The organism is Niallia sp. CD-39 (assembly GCF_059874745.1).
This window is the reverse complement of sequence record NZ_JCBCPS010000008.1, coordinates 1-16,371: the sequence shown is the minus strand read 5'-3', so window position 1 is coordinate 16,371 and position 16,371 is coordinate 1. Positions and strand designations below refer to the sequence as shown.

Sequence of the window (16,371 nt, the reverse complement as noted above, 5' to 3'; positions counted from 1 at the left end):
TTACTACTTTTTTAAACAACATCCTCCTGCAATGAGGAGGATGTCATATAAATAAATTAATTCGCTACGATATTGACTAATTTTCCTGGAACTGCAATGACTTTACGTACTGTTTTGCCATCAATTTGTTCTTTCACCTTTTCATCATCCATCGCTAATTGCTCTAATGCATCTTTCTTCGCATCAACTGGCACTTTTAATTTCGCTTTAACCTTACCGTTGATTTGAATGACGATCTCAACTTCATCATCGACCATTTTTGCTTCATCATATGCTGGCCAAGCCTCATATGAAATGCCTTGTGTATGACCTAATTTAGACCATAGCTCTTCTGCAATATGCGGTGCAATCGGAGATAGCATTTTCACAAAGCCTTCTGCATAGCTTACTGGAATTTCAATTGCTTTATATGCATCATTAATGAAGACCATCATTTGTGAGATCGCTGTATTGTAACGAAGTGCTTCAAAGTCTTCCGTTACTTTCTTCACTGTTTGGTGATACACCTTCTCTAAGCTATTTCCCTCTTCGTTGCCTTTCAACTTATCCGTTAATTGACCATTCTCATCGATAAACAATCTCCAAATACGGTCGAGGAACCTTCTTGAACCATCAAGACCATTTGTTGACCAAGCAATTGAAGCTTCAAGAGGTCCCATGAACATTTCATATAGGCGTAAAGTGTCTGCACCGTGGCTTTCAATAACCGCATCTGGGTTGACAACATTGCCTTTTGATTTACTCATTTTTTCATTATTTTCACCTAGGATCATTCCTTGGTTAAATAACTTTTGGAACGGCTCCTTCGTGTGAACAACTCCAATATCATAAAGAACCTTATGCCAGAAACGAGCGTATAGCAAGTGAAGGACTGCATGTTCTGCTCCACCGATGTATATATCAACAGGTAACCATTTCTTTAATTTCTCAGGATCTGCTAGCACTTGATCATTCGTAGGGTCGATGTAACGTAAGTAATACCAACAGCTACCAGCCCATTGTGGCATTGTATTCGTTTCACGAATCCCTTTCTTTCCTGATACTGGGTCAACAACATTCACCCAATCCTTAATATTCGCAAGCGGAGACTCACCAGTACCAGAAGGCTTTACTTGATCCGTTACAGGCAATGTTAGTGGCAACTCTTCTTCAGGTACAGCTGTCATCGTACCATCTTCCCAATGAATAATTGGGATTGGCTCTCCCCAATAACGCTGGCGGCTAAACAACCAATCACGAAGACGATAAGTGATTTTCTTCGTACCGATTTCCTTTTCCATCAACCAAGAAATCATTTTTGCGATTGCATCTTCCTTATTCATTCCGTCAAGGAAACCAGAGTTTACATGGTGACCATCACCTGTATAAGCTTCCTCTTCAATATTTCCACCAGCTACTACTTCTTTAATAGGCAAATTAAATTCTTTTGCAAATTCATAATCACGCTCATCATGAGCTGGAACCGCCATAATTGCACCTGTTCCATAAGTTGCCAGAACATAATCTGCAATCCATATTGGCATTTTTTCAGCGTTCATTGGGTTGATTGCATACGCGCCAGTGAATACACCTGTTTTTTCTTTAGCTAGATCTGTACGCTCTAGATCACTTTTTGTTTTCACTTTATCAAGGTAAGCTTCAACAGCTTCTTTCTGCTCAGTTGTTGTAATTTTTTCTACTAAAGCATGTTCTGGAGCTAATACGGCATATGTCGCACCGAATAAAGTGTCAGGTCTTGTCGTAAATACTTTGAACGAATCATCATGTCCTTCAATATTAAATGTTACTTCGGCACCTTCAGATTTTCCAATCCAATTGCGCTGCATATCCTTTAAGCTCTCAGGCCAATCTAGTAAATCTAAGTCTTCTAGTAAGCGATCTGCATACTCAGTAATTCTTAATACCCATTGACGCATTGGTCTACGCTCTACGGGATGACCCCCACGTTCACTCTTTCCATCGATTACTTCCTCATTCGCTAAAACCGTTCCAAGTGCCGGACACCAGTTTACTGCAACCTCATCTACATAAGCTAATCCTTTTTCATATAGCTTAATAAAGATCCATTGTGTCCACTTATAATATTCTGGGTCAGTTGTATTTACTTCACGATCCCAATCATAAGAGAATCCTAATTCTTTAATCTGACGGCGGAATGTCTCAATATTCTTTTTTGTAAATTCCGCTGGGTCATTTCCCGTATCAATAGCATATTGCTCAGCAGGTAGCCCAAATGCATCCCAACCCATTGGGTGAAGAACGTTGTATCCTTGCATTCTTTTCATACGCGCAAGAATATCAGTTGCTGTATATCCTTCTGGATGGCCAACATGCAACCCAGATCCAGATGGATATGGGAACATATCTAATGCATAAAATTTACGCTTTGCATCATCCTCAGTCGTTTTAAATGTTTTATTTTCTTCCCAAAATTGCTGCCACTTCTTCTCAATCTCTAAATGGTTGAAGCTCATCTTTCATTCCTCCTACAATCAATTGCTGTTACTAGAATGGGATTCTTTTTAAAAAACAGAACAAATGATATTCATCTACCCATTAATCTAGACATTTATAATTTGAAAAGCACAAAAAACCCGCCCCTAAAAATTAGGGACGAGTTTATCATTTACATTAACCCGCGGTACCACCCACATTAGCAAGGATTAACCTCGCTCGCTTCATTCATCCATAACGTGGACCTACGGCAAGCATTACTTTTGTTTCACACCTGCAAGCTCAAAAGGCGAGTTCATGAAATACCATTGCTGACTTTCACCAACCGTCAGCTCTCTTCAAAAGGCAGTGTTCATTACTACTCCTAATCATTGCTTATTGTTATTAAATATAATGACATTGTAATCAATTTTATGAAAGGATGCAAGAAATCATTTTTCTATACATATTCAATTATTCAAACATGGTGAAGTTTTTTATTCATCATCATTCTTCTCATAAACTACCTTAAATATACAACAAACGGTTTTATCCAGCTAGAGACTGATCCTCATCCGTCTTCCGTACAAGAAAACGATCATAGTAGATCGTTGTTAGTATAGCTACTCCAAGAAGAATCATGAGCACAATAAACAGCATGGACATCCCATATATGTCTACTAATATTCCACCTAACAGTGGCCCTATCATCCGCCCACCAGTAGCTGTACTATTCACGACTCCTTGATAAAATCCTTCTTTCCCCTTTGGAGAAAGGTCATTCGCTATTGTAGGAACAGCTGGCCATACGAGCATTTCCCCAATTGTTAAAATCACCATCGCTGCTAAAAAGCCCGTGAACTTGTCTGCAACCATCACAACGAAAAAGGAGATGAGCATGATGATAATTCCGATAATGATTTGCGCTTTTAATGTTTTGATATAACGAACTATTCTAGTTAAGAACGGTTGCCCTAATACAATCAATGCACCATTAACTGTCCATAATATGCTGTAATGACTTAAAGGAATTCCTAGTGCTTGGGTATGCGTAGATATAGTCGATTGCCATTGAACATATCCAACCCAGCATAATAAATACCCAATACAAAGAACGAGAAGAGCTGTCATCATATGCTTGCTTTTAATCGTTGATGCTTCCTGAATAATAGACGTTTGAGTTGCTTTCGAGGACTCGATCCCTCTATATCCATATATAGCAATCAATAAAAATAGCACATACATAATCGTATTTGCTATAAAAATAAGTTGGAAAGAGAACGAGGCGATAAACCCGCCAAGTGCAGCTCCAACTGCTACCCCTAGGTTTTGAGAAACATATATTGCATTAAATGCTTTTCTTCCGCCTTCTTTCCACACTATACCTGCTAATGCATACATGGACGGAAAAACAATCCCTGAACCAAATCCAACGATCGTTAGGAAACCGACATATGCAGGCCATTCACTCCAAAAGGATAAACCTATTAAGGCAAAGATCGTAATGAAGATTCCTAATAAGATCGATTTATAGCCACCTATTTTGTCAAATAAAGTTCCACCTACCAAGTTGCCGATCACACTTGCTCCTTGATTAAGCATAATGACCACACCAGCGATCGTTAGAGATTTTCCGAGGTGATCGTGAATATAAATTGTATTTAACGGCCACAAAAAAGAAGAGCCGGTCACGTTGACCGCCATCCCAATAACAAGTAGCCATAATGCTTTTGGCATGTAAACCACTTCCTAAAATATTCAATATGTTTCCAGAAACTTTATGATTCTGCCAAAATCATTCTATATTTTTTGAGAGATAAAAGCAATTAAATCTTTATAAAAACTTATTTAGTTTTTAAGAAGAATGACCAAAAACCTGAACTTGTTTATAAAACAAGCTCAGGTTTTTGGATGTTTAATGTGATTGTTCAGGCTCAGGGTGAAACTTCGACTTTACTTTTTGTCCGCCACTGTTTTCATATGATTGCTTCGAACGCTCAATTACATCGTTTTCACGAGCAAACTCCTCTTCATGATTTGTGGCATTTCTTGTTTTCTGTTCAGGGTTATGTTGCTTTGACCTTTTTCGGACCATGTTTTTTCCCCCTTAATGTGGCGTAATAATCATTTTATTTTGCAGCTGTTGGAGCTGTAGCCTCATACGATGGAGTTGCTCTCGTTGCTGTGAATTTGCACTATCATTTAATTGGGAGAGATCATTATATGCATTTTCTAGATAATGAAGTGCTTGAATGTAATCATCATCATTGTAATGCTCTTGCATTTGCCCTTCAAGGTACTGCGCATTTGCGTACGATAGAGCTTCCTCACATTGTTTCATCAAATCATCAATTGATTGACGAGTAGCCATAGTAGTCCCTCCATTTTTAGACAAAATGAAGCATCATAAGCTTCATCATTATTCTGTTCACAATTGCTACGTTTTACTAATGCTATTTATGGGAATTGCATTGGAAACAAGCACAGATTTTGATAAGATTATTTTTATCTCGTCACTTTCTTATGACGTTTAGGAGGAACTGCATGACAACGACCAACGCTTTTCCATATGCATATGATCAAAAACGCTATCATACGTGGAATTACCATTTACGAAACCATTTTGGACATAAGGTCTTTAAGATTGCATTGGATGGTGGATTTGATTGTCCCAATCGCGACGGGACTGTAGCTTTTGGTGGATGCACGTTTTGTAGCGCTGCAGGATCTGGAGACTTTGCAGGAAATCGTAATGATGAAATTGAACAACAGTTTCATGACATAAAAGAAAAGATGCACCATAAATGGAAAGACGGCAAATACATTGCTTATTTTCAAGCATTCACGAATACACATGCTCCAGTTAAAGTCTTAAAAAGTTTATACGAACGCGTCTTGAAAGAAGATGGTGTCGTAGGGCTTTCAATTGCCACAAGACCGGATTGCCTTCCTGATGATGTAGTCGAATATTTAGCAGAGTTAAATAAACGAACATATCTTTGGGTAGAATTAGGATTGCAAACTGTACATGAAAAGACTGCAAATATCATCAATCGCGCTCATGATTACGAATGCTATAAACAAGGGGTTCAAAAGTTACGTAAGCATGGCATTAGAATTTGCACTCATATTATTAATGGCTTACCGCTTGAAACCTCTGAAATGATGATGGAAACGGCAAAGGAAGTAGCAAAACTAGATGTCCAAGGAATCAAAATCCATCTTCTCCATTTACTAAAAGGCACGCCAATGGTGAAGCAATATGAAAAAGGGATGCTGAAGTTAATGGATTTTGATACATATATTCAGTTAGTATGCGATCAATTAGAAATAATCCCACCAGAAATGATTGTTCACCGCATAACTGGGGATGGACCCATCGATTTGATGATCGGACCGATGTGGAGCGTGAATAAATGGGAAGTGCTTAATGCCATTGATACAGAATTAAAGCGAAGAAATAGTTGGCAAGGGAAGTTTTTTACAGGAGAAAATGTCGAGGTGATGGCATGAAATTAGAAAGAATCTTACCTTTTGCAAGACAACTTCTAGAAAAGTCTGTTCAACCTGGAGATGTAACAGTAGATGGTACAATAGGAAATGGCCATGACACACTTTGGCTTGCACAGCTTGTCGGTTCTCACGGTCGAGTGTATGGGTACGACATTCAAGAAGACGCAATCTTAAGCACATCCCATAAACTTTCGGAAAATGATGTATTAGAACGTGTCACTCTATTTCACAAAGGTCATGAAGAACTATTAGCAACCATTCCCCCAATTCATCATGGAAAAATTAATGGAGCTATTTTTAATCTTGGCTATTTACCTGGTGGTGACAAGGAAATTGTAACAAAGCCACAAACGACTATTTCAGCTCTAGAGCAACTCCTAGAAATTATGGCTCCAGAAGGCGTGATTGTACTCGTCATCTACCACGGACATCCTGAAGGAGCAGTAGAGCGAGATTATTTGCTCCGATACGTATCAAAAATAGATCAACAACAAGCTCATGTATTACAGTATCAATTCATTAACCAAACTAATAAACCACCTTTTATTGTTGCAATCGAGAAAAGGTAAAGAAAAGTAGGGGAATTACCTTGTAAGGCAATTCCCTCATGCTTGTTGCTCCCACTCCTTCTTTGCTGGAAAGAGCTTTTGAAACGACCGATAAATTCGTGCATTGATATAAAAGAAATAGCTATTTAAGCCTCCTGCACGAATCATCCCACGAGCAAGTTTCCTTAAATTCCTCTGCTTGCTTATTTTTTCATCAGATAAATATAAGCCAAGTAACCCTCTATGAATCAGTTGATGAAATTGTTGATGGGGAAGCTGACTTGTTTGTTCGTCTGCTCGGTTTGTAAAATGCTTTAAACGTTCGAATAATCTTGCTTCATTCTCATAGTAAAAGCAAAAGTTTAAATCCCCACCGAGTAAATCTTCTTCTTGGTCTATGAAATAATCCAACAAGATATGTAACCCTTGTATATACGGAAAATAACTTTCTTTTATTGCTTTTGCTTCCGCTTCAGTAAATTCCGGTCTCATTGCATAGGTGACTAAACAAAAGATTCCTAAAGTAGATCCTGAACAAGCTGAAAATTCATACCATTCCATTTGAGGTATGTTTTCTTTATGTTCATCAAACCATGATTGCAGTCTAGGAATTCGTTCTTCAGCAACTACATGCTTATGGACTTGCAAATCACAATAATAGCTACATAATTCAAGAAGATATGGCTTAATAACCTGATAATGTTGAACTTTAATCAAACTACTTTGACATGTAGCAACAAGTTCACTTAAATAGCCGCCATCATTACGATCTTCTCTAAAGCGATAATAATCAAAGAATTCTACTACTCCAACAGTCAATGCATGCATCATCGATTGATGCAATCTACTAAAGTCTGAAGGATCAAGCGATGTACTGCGATCGCATAGATTGTCTAAATAATCGCTGATTGTTTGGTATGCAACGATAAATCGAACGATATTCTTCACTTCTGTCGGACAGGCAAGTGCAATGATTGCCCCTCCCTCACAATGAAATGTTTTCGTATTGATGCTTAACTGCGCTTGCCTTCTAAGCTCATCATTCGGTATTTGCGATGCTCGCTGCTTCCAATAGGCTAATTCTTTATGGACTAAAGGAAAAATATCTTTATATGCTTTTATCATTAGTGGAAGTGGCATCTTTGGTACTCTCAAAACTTATGCCTCCTTAAATAATGTATCCGATCGATTTTAACCGTCCATTTATAAAATCAAGGGTATAATCGAACACTTCATCCCTTTTTTCTTCATTAAACAGTTCGTGATATAACTCTGGCCATTCTTTATAACGCTGCTCTTGAAACTCAGTTTTATTAAACCATTCTCGAACAGCCTTTTTATCAACAATATGATCTTCTCCTGCTTGCATCACCAAGAGTGGAATATCCTGCATTTTTTGTTGAGATGTAAACGCTGCATCCATAGAATTCAACAATTCTCTGTACCAACGAATCGATACTTTTTTTACATACAATGGATCGTGAATATCAATATCAATAACTTCTCGATTGCTTGTAGCCATTTCGACAGATATTCCTGAGTTCACTTTGAATTGTGGGATCACTTTATTCAATAATTGTGACATTCCATTTACTGCTCTATGTTGTTTTTTCACTAATCCTAAGCAAGGAGATACAACAATCAAACCTGCTAAATCATGTTTCTTCTCTTGTAAAAGTCGAATCGCGATCAGCCCTCCCATACTATGGCCAATCACAAAAATGGGGAGTTGGAATTCATAAGCTGCCTCAATCCATTTATTTACTTCTTCTAGGTATTCATTAAAGGAATCAATATGACCTCTTCTAGAACGTGATGTAGTACCATGTCCTGGTAAATCACCCATAATGACATGAAAACCGGATAAATGGCATCGTTCTATTAGCCAACTATAGCGGCCATGATGTTCCATTGCTCCATGAACAATTACGATTACACCTTTAGCTTGCCCATTCGCTTCCCATTTCCACATCTTCCTTCCTCCCTTTAATTTGATTTCGTGTATTTTACTCCATTATATCTTACTCAACTTTTTAAGTCATGGAACAGCGTGTTCATATGATATGATAATGATAATGATAATTCGAAATGAAAGGGTGTCAGCTAAACCATGATTTATCCATATAAAGATCATTATCCTAAGATTGCAACATCAGCTTTTGTTGCTGACTATACGACAATTACAGGCGATGTTACGATTGGTGAGTATTCGAGCATCTGGTATAACACCGTAATACGCGGTGATGTAGCACCGACGATCATTGGAGAAAATGTGAATATCCAAGACAATTCTGTTCTCCATCAAAGCCCTTATAATCCACTCATTATAGAAGACGGTGTTACAATTGGACATGCCTGCATATTACATAGCTGCAAAATCAAGAAAAATGCGTTAATTGGGATGGGCGCTATTGTCCTTGATCAAGCCGAGATTGGAGAGGGTGCTTTTATCGGAGCTGGTAGCTTAGTGCCCCAAGGAAAGAAAATCCCCCCACATTCATTAGCATTTGGAAGGCCAGCAAAGGTTATTCGTGCATTAAATGAAGAAGATATTAAAGATATGGATCGAATTCGAAGAGAATATGCAGAAAAAGGGCAGTATTATAAATCGCTCCAGAAGAACGATAAAGAATAGTTCACATGCCCTTTATAATTGTCCCCCTAAGACGATATAAAAATAGAAGTATGTTTTAGGTGGTGTGGGATCAATGAGTGAATATATAGTCATTATCGTTTTATTGGTCTTACCAATAATCTTACTATTCACCATTCTTAATAGTAGAAAAACCAATAAATTCTTATTGAAAAGCGCGCTAGTCATCACTACTGTAGCATGTATTTTTGTGGTACAGGCATTTGTGACAAAATCACATGTTGTGTTAGCGATGGAAAATATCAAAAATTGGTTTTCAAGAGACTACGAAGAATCGTTTGCATATAATATAGCTGAAAATGAACTATTGCCTACGATTATTAAAATCGAAAAAGAAGTATTGCTGAACGCACCAACAATTCATCAGTTCCCTGAGCTTCCCCGAGGCTGTGAAGTTACAAGCCTTGCAATGCTCTTACAGTTTGCCGGGGTTGATGTAGGTAAGATGGAGCTCGCTCAAAAAGTCATCAAGGAGCCTTCGTCTTTACGGGTTGAAAATGGATTGATTCATTATGGACACCCGAATGATGGATTTATCGGCGATATGTATACGTATAATAATCCTGGACTCGGGGTTTATCATGAGCCCATTCGTAAGCTTGCAGAACAATATCTTCCAGGACAGATTTTAGACTTAACAGGAAAGAATTTCACTGATTTAAAGATACATCTATCCGATGGTCGTCCTGTATGGGTCATCACGAATACTGCTTATAAAAAGCTGCCACCTTCCTATTTTCAAACATGGCAGACTCCATCAGGGGAAATAGACATTACCTATAAGATGCATTCTGTATTAATTACAGGATATGATGAACAATATGTTTATTATAACGATCCTATATCAGGTAAGAAAAACGAAAAAGCACCCTATAACGACTTTGAAGCTGCCTGGGTTCAAATGGGGAAGCAAGCAATCACATATACCGCTGAGCAAAAGTAGAATGTTAATAACAGCAAAATACACTGAAGTCTTAATAATGCTTGTTAATGACAACAGTCTAAAAGAAAAAATGTCGCATTCCTGAGTGGAAAGCGACATTTTTTCTTTTATTAATTCTGTGGTTGTAATCCTTTTTGGCGAAGTATTTCTTCTTCAAACGAGTATTTCTTCTCGATATAAACAGAATGCCACACCATAAACATTAGAACCGTCCAAATTTTTCTACTATGATCAGCTTTGTTTTGGCAATGCTCTTCAAGCAGTTGTAACACATATTCTTTACTAATTAAATGATCCGTATGACTTTCATGAATGATGTTCTTCGCCCAATCATTCATTTCATCCTTTAACCAGTGACGAATAGGTACTGGGAAACCAAGCTTCTTACGTTTAAGCACATGGTCAGGTACTACACCTTCAGCCGCTTTACGTAAAATATACTTCGTTGTACCCTCTGCTGTTTTTAAGCTCGTAGGAATTTTTGAAGCGACGTTAAAAACTTCCTTATCCAAGAATGGTACACGTAGTTCTAATGAATGGGCCATTGTCATTTTATCTGCTTTTAATAAAATGTCCCCTCTCATCCATGTATGAATGTCAATGTACTGCATTTGGTCAACTGGATCATAGCCCTTACTTTCTGCATATAATGCTTTTGTAACATCTGTATAATGCAGATCGTTTTTGAAGTTGCGGAGAAGTAGTTTCTTTTCGCTTTCTTCAAACATTTTTGCATTCCCAATGTAGCGTTTCTCCATTGGTGTCGTCCCTCTTTGAATAAAGCTTTTCCCCTTCATTCCTTCAGGCATCATTTGTGCAATCAATCCTAATAACTTCTTGCCAGCGGTCGGAATCTTATTAAACACTTCCAAGTCCTGTGGCTCACGATAAATATTGTAGCCACCGAATAATTCGTCCGCACCTTCACCTGAAAGAACAACTGTAACATGCTCTCTTGCAACTTTAGAAACAAAGTACAACGGTACACATGCTGGATCAGCTAATGGGTCATCTAAATGCCACATGATTTTTGGAATCTCATTCATGTACTCTTCAGGTGAAATAATGTAGCTAATATTTTCTACCCCTAGCTTTTCAGCTGTTTCCTTCGCTACATCTACTTCACTAAATCCATCTCTTTCAAATCCGACAGAAAACGTCTTGATTGATGGATGGTATTCTTTCGCAATTGACGCAATGATTGAAGAATCGATGCCACCAGATAAAAACGACCCAACAGGTACATCACTACGCATGTGCATTTTAACAGAGTCAAATAAGACATCTTTGATTTCCTTTACAAAATCATCCTCTGACTTTTTAATCGGAGCAAAAGATGCTTTCCAGTAACGTTCAATGTTCATTTGTTCGCCTATTTTTTTTGTAAAGAAATGACCAGGCTCTAGTTTTTTAATTCCTTCAGACATCGTATGAGGTTCAGGAACAAACTGATATGTTAAATAATGCTGAAGTGCATCATAATCAATGACATCATTTTTCAACGCCATCAAAATACTTTTCTTTTCACTTGCAAAGAATGTTTTGTCGCCTTGGTCGTAATAGAAAAACGGTTTAATACCAAAAGCATCTCGAGCGCCATATAATAGCTGCTCTTGCTTATCCCAAATCACAAATGCAAACATTCCGCGAAGCTTTTCAACTGCTTTTTCACGATAACGACTGAATAATGCAATGATAACTTCCGTATCTGAACTCGTCTGGAATGTTAAACCTTCATGCAATAGCTCTTCTCTCAACTCAACATAGTTGTAGATTTCACCATTAAAAATAATCCAATAACGCTCATTCTCATATGTTAATGGCTGATGACCGCTTTCAATGTCAATAATGCTTAAGCGACGGAAACCAAATTGGATATGTCCATCCATATAGTATCCTGAATCATCTGGCCCACGATGTGTTATGATGTTATTCATCTGTTGAAATTTCTCTTTTGCTTCTTCTCGGTAACTTTGCACTTCATTATGCACACAACCAATAAAACCACACATTTATGTAACCCACCTACTTATAAATGAATTGTATTTTTTATTAAATGAAATTGAGTAAGTCGTGTATCCGCGCTTCATTTTATACACTGTATAATAGTATCATTAATCACTGTATAATGGCACCACAAAATAGTCGTTGCCAATATTAGGTGCATTTTTCCTACTCTCTTATTTTCCACTTATATGATCAAAACTAAACCTAGTCAACAACTTTCGTACAAAGCATAGTCAATTATATGACGTAAAAAAAGAAGAGAGGGTTACATGAACTGTAACCCTCTCAGACTGTCGACAAACGCTCGCATACGTCGTTGTTTGGCATCAAAAAGTCCCCTCATGAACCGTGTGTTCTATTCGGGTCTTCATTCGACCGCACGCCTAGTCTGACAAGCGTTTTCAAGACATTCTATTATCAAAAAGTACTACGAAAAAATGTAGACAAAGTCGGAAATCGACTTTGTCTACAATCTCAGAGGGTTACATGTAACTGTAACCCTCTTTTATAAAATGACTATTTTAAAGCATCTTGCTTAATTGCTTCTGCTTTATCTGTACGCTCCCATGGCAAGTCGATATCTGTACGTCCAAAGTGACCATACGCAGCAGTTTGTTTATAAATAGGGCGACGTAAGTCAAGCATGTTTATAATTCCTGCTGGGCGTAAATCAAAATGATTACGTACAACTTCCACTAAACGGTCCTCACTTACTGTGCCAGTTCCAAACGTATCAATTGAGATGGATACTGGTTGTGCAACACCAATAGCATAAGCTAATTGTACCTCAGCTTTATCAGCTAAACCTGCAGCTACAATGTTTTTCGCAACATAACGTGCTGCATATGCTGCCGAACGGTCAACTTTTGTAGGATCCTTACCAGAGAATGCTCCACCACCATGACGAGCATATCCACCATACGTATCTACGATGATTTTACGTCCTGTTAAGCCTGCATCCCCTTGTGGTCCACCAATAACAAAGCGACCAGTTGGATTTATAAAATATTTTGTGTTCTCATCAATTAATTCTTTTGGAACAACTGGATTAATGACATATTCTTTTAAGTTACGTTGAATTTGCTCTAATGAAACTTCTGGATGATGCTGCGTAGAGATAACAATTGTATCAATACGAACAGGACGATCATTCTCATCATATTCAACTGTAACTTGTGTTTTACCATCCGGACGAAGGTAAGGGAGAATTTCCTCTTTACGAACTTCCGTTAAACGGCGTGATATTTTATGAGCTAATGAAATAGGAAGAGGCATTAATTCCTTCGTTTCATTACAAGCAAATCCGAACATTAAACCTTGGTCTCCTGCCCCAATTGCTTCAATTTCTTCATCAGACATCTGACCTTCACGAGCTTCTAACGCCTGATCAACACCCATCGCAATATCAGCAGACTGTTCATCAATCGACGTTAAGACGGCACATGTTTCTGAATCAAAACCATATTTTGCTCGAGTATAACCAATTTCTTTAATTGTTTCACGGACGATTTTTGGAATATCTACATATGTAGAAGTCGTAATTTCACCCGCTACGAGTACAAGCCCTGTAGTTACAGATGTTTCAGCAGCAACCCTAGCATTTGCATCTTGAGAAAGAATTGCATCTAAGATTGCGTCAGAAATTTGATCACAGATTTTATCTGGATGGCCTTCTGTAACAGATTCAGAAGTAAACAAACGACGCTTTGTTGACATCTGGCATCCTCCTAAAAAAGTATTTATGCAAGACATTGTATGTGCATATGCCCTGCTTTGATACGGAACTCATTCCCTAAGTAGTATGAAATAAACTTGACATTCTTATAAAGCCATTGATTAAATCGTTAACTTTACAAATCGTCAATCGAGTTTACATGTTAAAAAGCATCTCTTCTATTGCATCATGAATATTGCGTTTTTAAAACGCGTATTCCATCCTTTTAAATGGCAAAAACTAAGCCATAAAAACAAAAAAACCTTTCATTAGTGAAAAGGTTGAAAGCAAATCGATTCGCGCCTTTCACTCTTATCGTTCAAGGAATGTAATCCTTGCTTCAGGTTAGCACCTTTGCAATTTTTCCGCAGGTTGCTGGGTTTCATAGGGCCTGTCCCTCCACCAGCTCGGGATAAGAGAGTATCCGTTCAAGTGTAAATAATAACGTACTTCTCTATTCAATGTCAATTGATTTTTTATGGAATTCGCACCCATTCCCTTTATTTCCGATAAAAATAATGCGAATTAAAATTCACCTTCAATTACCCACCATAACCTGTAATAGTATGTATAATTTAGGCTGAATTCTTCTAATTATGCTTACATAATTATAGGAAGGAAATGGAGAATACATACGCACCATTCCCAATATTCTGCATATATATTGGGAATACATGCTATTATTTCAACAATAAAAGATGAAACATTAAAACTATATAGAAAAGCAGAATATTTTTCAGCAATAGTATAGACTAATTTCGCAAATGTGTTATACTAATTTCAGATGCATTTTTTGAGCGTTTATTACTTGCTTCAATAAATGGAATTAAGAATATATGAATAAAGGAAGGTATCAGATGAACTCTGTAAGCATAACGAATGAATTAGCTGAATTACTTAAAGGCGATAACATCCATGTACAACTTTCAGTTCCTCAGCTCGTGGAAAAAGTATTAAACCGTAATGAAGGGATTTTAACTTCTACTGGCGCAGTTCGTGCTACAACAGGTAAGTACACTGGACGTTCTCCTAAGGATAAATACATTGTCGAAGAACCGTCAACAAAGGACAAAGTTGATTGGGGTACGGTCAACCAACCAATTTCTGAAGAAGCTTTCTCAAATTTATATAATAAAGTAATTGATTATTTAAAGCAACAAAATGAATTATTCATTTTTAAAGGATTTGCTGGTGCTGATAAAAAACACCGTATGCCTATTCAAGTAATCAATGAGTATGCATGGCATAATCTTTTTGCTCACCAATTATTTATACGTCCTTCAAATGAAGAGTTATTAGATCATGAATCAGAGTTTACTGTCATTTCTGCTCCTAACTTCAAAGCAGATCCAGCAGTTGATGGAACGGCTTCTGAAACATTCATCATTGTTTCATTTGAACGCCGCACCGTATTAATTGGTGGAACTGAGTATGCAGGAGAAATGAAAAAGTCTATCTTCTCTGTGATGAACTACATGCTTCCACAAAACGGAATTCTTCCAATGCACTGCTCGGCGAACGTAGGACGTGAAGGTGATGTAGCACTTTTCTTCGGTCTATCTGGTACTGGAAAAACAACTTTATCTGCTGATACAAACCGTAAGTTGATTGGTGATGATGAGCATGGTTGGTCACCAAATGGCGTGTTCAATATCGAAGGTGGTTGCTATGCGAAATGCATCAACTTAACTCGTGAAAAAGAACCACAAATCTTTGATGCGATTCGCTTTGGTGCTGTTCTTGAAAATGTAGTTATCAATAACGAGACACGTGAAGCTGATTATGATGACAATACATTAACAGAAAACACTCGTGCAGCGTATCAATTACAAGCAATTGACAATATCGTTGATCCAAGTATTGCTGGTCATCCAAATACAATTATCTTCTTAACAGCAGATGCATTTGGTGTGTTACCTCCAATCTCTAAATTAACGAAGGAACAAGCAATGTATCACTTCTTAAGTGGATACACTTCAAAGCTTGCTGGAACAGAGCGTGGAATCACTTCACCACAAGCAACTTTCTCAACATGTTTCGGTTCTCCATTCCTACCATTACCAGCAACAGAGTATGCTGAAATGTTAGGTGAAAAAATTGATGAGCATAACGCAAAGGTATTCTTAGTGAACACTGGCTGGACTGGTGGAGAATATGGCGTTGGTAGCCGTATGAAGCTTGCTTATACTCGTGCAATGGTCGAGGCTGCTTTAGAAGGCGAACTTAACAATGTTGAAACAGTGAAAGATGAAATCTTTGGCTTAGACATTCCTGTGAATGTTACTGGTGTTCCTGATGAGGTATTACAACCAAACAAAACATGGTTAGATCAAGATGCATACACTATGAAAGCAAAAGAACTTGCAGGAAAGTTCCGCGAGAACTTTAAAAAGTTTACAAATGTACCATCTGAAATTAAGGATCTTGGTGGTCCAGTACAATAATATTCAAACAAAAGAAGCAAGGAAATTTTCCCTTGGGGCTTGTCAACTAAAGTGTGTAAGTTATTCTAAGTACTTTAACACACGATCTTTAAGTTGATCATGAAGGAGTAGTTGAT

General features: G+C 37.7%; 13 protein-coding genes, 1 riboswitch and 1 other annotated feature. Of the genes, 5 read left to right on the top strand and 8 right to left on the bottom strand.

The features are described 5' to 3' along the window. Positions 1-56 precede the first annotated feature (56 nt). The 4 genes from leuS to AC6F34_RS15060 all read right to left on the bottom strand — a co-directional run bounded on the left by leuS (position 57) and on the right by AC6F34_RS15060 (position 4,804). A complete protein-coding gene (gene leuS / locus AC6F34_RS15075) occupies positions 57-2,474 on the bottom strand; it encodes a leucine--tRNA ligase (protein ID WP_500773594.1) in 2,418 nt (805 codons plus the stop codon). Between the two features lie 132 nt (positions 2,475-2,606). After that, positions 2,607-2,835 (bottom strand) — a binding site (T-box leader). Between the two features lie 147 nt (positions 2,836-2,982). Next, a complete protein-coding gene (locus AC6F34_RS15070; protein ID WP_500773592.1) occupies positions 2,983-4,170 on the bottom strand; it encodes an MDR family MFS transporter in 1,188 nt (395 codons plus the stop codon). 178 nt (positions 4,171-4,348) lie between these two features. Then, positions 4,349-4,528, bottom strand: a complete 180-nt coding sequence (locus tag AC6F34_RS15065; RefSeq protein WP_500773590.1) for a glycogen biosynthesis protein GlgD — start codon at positions 4,526-4,528, stop codon at positions 4,349-4,351. Positions 4,529-4,540: 12 nt separating this feature from the next. Continuing rightward, positions 4,541-4,804 (bottom strand): YtzC family protein, encoded by a 264-nt coding sequence (locus AC6F34_RS15060; RefSeq protein WP_500773588.1) that lies wholly within the window; start codon positions 4,802-4,804, stop codon positions 4,541-4,543. A gap of 173 nt (positions 4,805-4,977) precedes the next feature. On the opposite strand from AC6F34_RS15060, the gene mnmL reads away from it, so the two are divergent. Both mnmL and mnmM read left to right on the top strand, forming a co-directional pair. Then, a complete protein-coding gene (gene mnmL, locus AC6F34_RS15055) occupies positions 4,978-5,946 on the top strand; it encodes a tRNA modification radical SAM protein MnmL/YtqA (protein WP_500773586.1) in 969 nt (322 codons plus the stop codon). Further along, entirely contained in the window at positions 5,943-6,515 is a 573-nt protein-coding gene (gene mnmM / locus AC6F34_RS15050; RefSeq protein ID WP_500773583.1) for a tRNA 5-(aminomethyl)-2-thiouridylate-methyltransferase MnmM, read from the top strand. Before mnmL ends, mnmM begins: the two co-directional genes overlap by 4 nt. 36 nt (positions 6,516-6,551) lie before the next feature. On the opposite strand, the gene tbcS is transcribed toward mnmM, so the two are convergent. Together tbcS and AC6F34_RS15040 are read right to left on the bottom strand one after the other, a co-directional pair. After that, entirely contained in the window at positions 6,552-7,649 is a 1,098-nt protein-coding gene (gene tbcS, locus AC6F34_RS15045) for a tetraprenyl-beta-curcumene synthase (RefSeq protein WP_500773581.1), read from the bottom strand. A 13-nt stretch (positions 7,650-7,662) separates the two neighbouring features. Continuing rightward, a complete protein-coding gene (locus tag AC6F34_RS15040; protein WP_500773580.1) occupies positions 7,663-8,466 on the bottom strand; it encodes an alpha/beta hydrolase in 804 nt (267 codons plus the stop codon). 138 nt (positions 8,467-8,604) lie between these two features. On the opposite strand from AC6F34_RS15040, the gene AC6F34_RS15035 reads away from it, so the two are divergent. After that, on the top strand, positions 8,605-9,129 hold the full coding sequence (locus AC6F34_RS15035; RefSeq protein ID WP_500773578.1) for a gamma carbonic anhydrase: 525 nt from the start codon (positions 8,605-8,607) through the stop codon (positions 9,127-9,129). A gap of 73 nt (positions 9,130-9,202) precedes the next feature. After that, positions 9,203-10,090, top strand: coding sequence for a C39 family peptidase (locus AC6F34_RS15030; RefSeq protein WP_500773575.1), 888 nt, complete (start codon positions 9,203-9,205; stop codon positions 10,088-10,090). A gap of 110 nt (positions 10,091-10,200) precedes the next feature. On the opposite strand, the gene asnB is transcribed toward AC6F34_RS15030, so the two are convergent. Then, positions 10,201-12,102, bottom strand: a complete 1,902-nt coding sequence (gene asnB / locus AC6F34_RS15025) for an asparagine synthase (glutamine-hydrolyzing) (protein WP_500773573.1) — start codon at positions 12,100-12,102, stop codon at positions 10,201-10,203. Positions 12,103-12,613: 511 nt separating this feature from the next. After that, positions 12,614-13,813 carry a methionine adenosyltransferase gene (gene metK, locus AC6F34_RS15020; protein WP_500773571.1) on the bottom strand — a complete coding sequence of 400 codons (1,200 nt, stop codon included), beginning with the start codon at positions 13,811-13,813 and terminating at the stop codon, positions 12,614-12,616. A 307-nt stretch (positions 13,814-14,120) separates the two neighbouring features. After that, a riboswitch (SAM riboswitch) is annotated at positions 14,121-14,230 on the bottom strand. A gap of 438 nt (positions 14,231-14,668) precedes the next feature. Between metK and pckA the strand changes: the two genes are divergently transcribed. Next, positions 14,669-16,255 carry a phosphoenolpyruvate carboxykinase (ATP) gene (gene pckA, locus AC6F34_RS15015; RefSeq protein WP_500773569.1) on the top strand — a complete coding sequence of 529 codons (1,587 nt, stop codon included), beginning with the start codon at positions 14,669-14,671 and terminating at the stop codon, positions 16,253-16,255. Positions 16,256-16,371 lie beyond the last annotated feature (116 nt).

Bases quoted from the DNA above. Each gene is read 5' to 3' on its own strand.
- leuS (WP_500773594.1), bottom strand. From the start codon at position 2,474: ATGAGCTTCAACCATTTAGAGATTGAGAAGAAGTGGCAGCAATTTTGG.
- AC6F34_RS15060 (WP_500773588.1), bottom strand. From the start codon at position 4,804: ATGGCTACTCGTCAATCAATTGATGATTTGATGAAACAATGTGAGGAA.
- AC6F34_RS15070 (WP_500773592.1), bottom strand. From the start codon at position 4,170: ATGCCAAAAGCATTATGGCTACTTGTTATTGGGATGGCGGTCAACGTG.
- AC6F34_RS15030 (WP_500773575.1), top strand. From the start codon at position 9,203: ATGAGTGAATATATAGTCATTATCGTTTTATTGGTCTTACCAATAATC.
- metK (WP_500773571.1), bottom strand. From the start codon at position 13,813: ATGTCAACAAAGCGTCGTTTGTTTACTTCTGAATCTGTTACAGAAGGC.
- AC6F34_RS15065 (WP_500773590.1), bottom strand. From the start codon at position 4,528: ATGGTCCGAAAAAGGTCAAAGCAACATAACCCTGAACAGAAAACAAGA.
- mnmL (WP_500773586.1), top strand. From the start codon at position 4,978: ATGACAACGACCAACGCTTTTCCATATGCATATGATCAAAAACGCTAT.
- asnB (WP_500773573.1), bottom strand. From the start codon at position 12,102: ATGTGTGGTTTTATTGGTTGTGTGCATAATGAAGTGCAAAGTTACCGA.
- AC6F34_RS15040 (WP_500773580.1), bottom strand. From the start codon at position 8,466: ATGTGGAAATGGGAAGCGAATGGGCAAGCTAAAGGTGTAATCGTAATT.
- AC6F34_RS15035 (WP_500773578.1), top strand. From the start codon at position 8,605: ATGATTTATCCATATAAAGATCATTATCCTAAGATTGCAACATCAGCT.
- mnmM (WP_500773583.1), top strand. From the start codon at position 5,943: ATGAAATTAGAAAGAATCTTACCTTTTGCAAGACAACTTCTAGAAAAG.
- pckA (WP_500773569.1), top strand. From the start codon at position 14,669: ATGAACTCTGTAAGCATAACGAATGAATTAGCTGAATTACTTAAAGGC.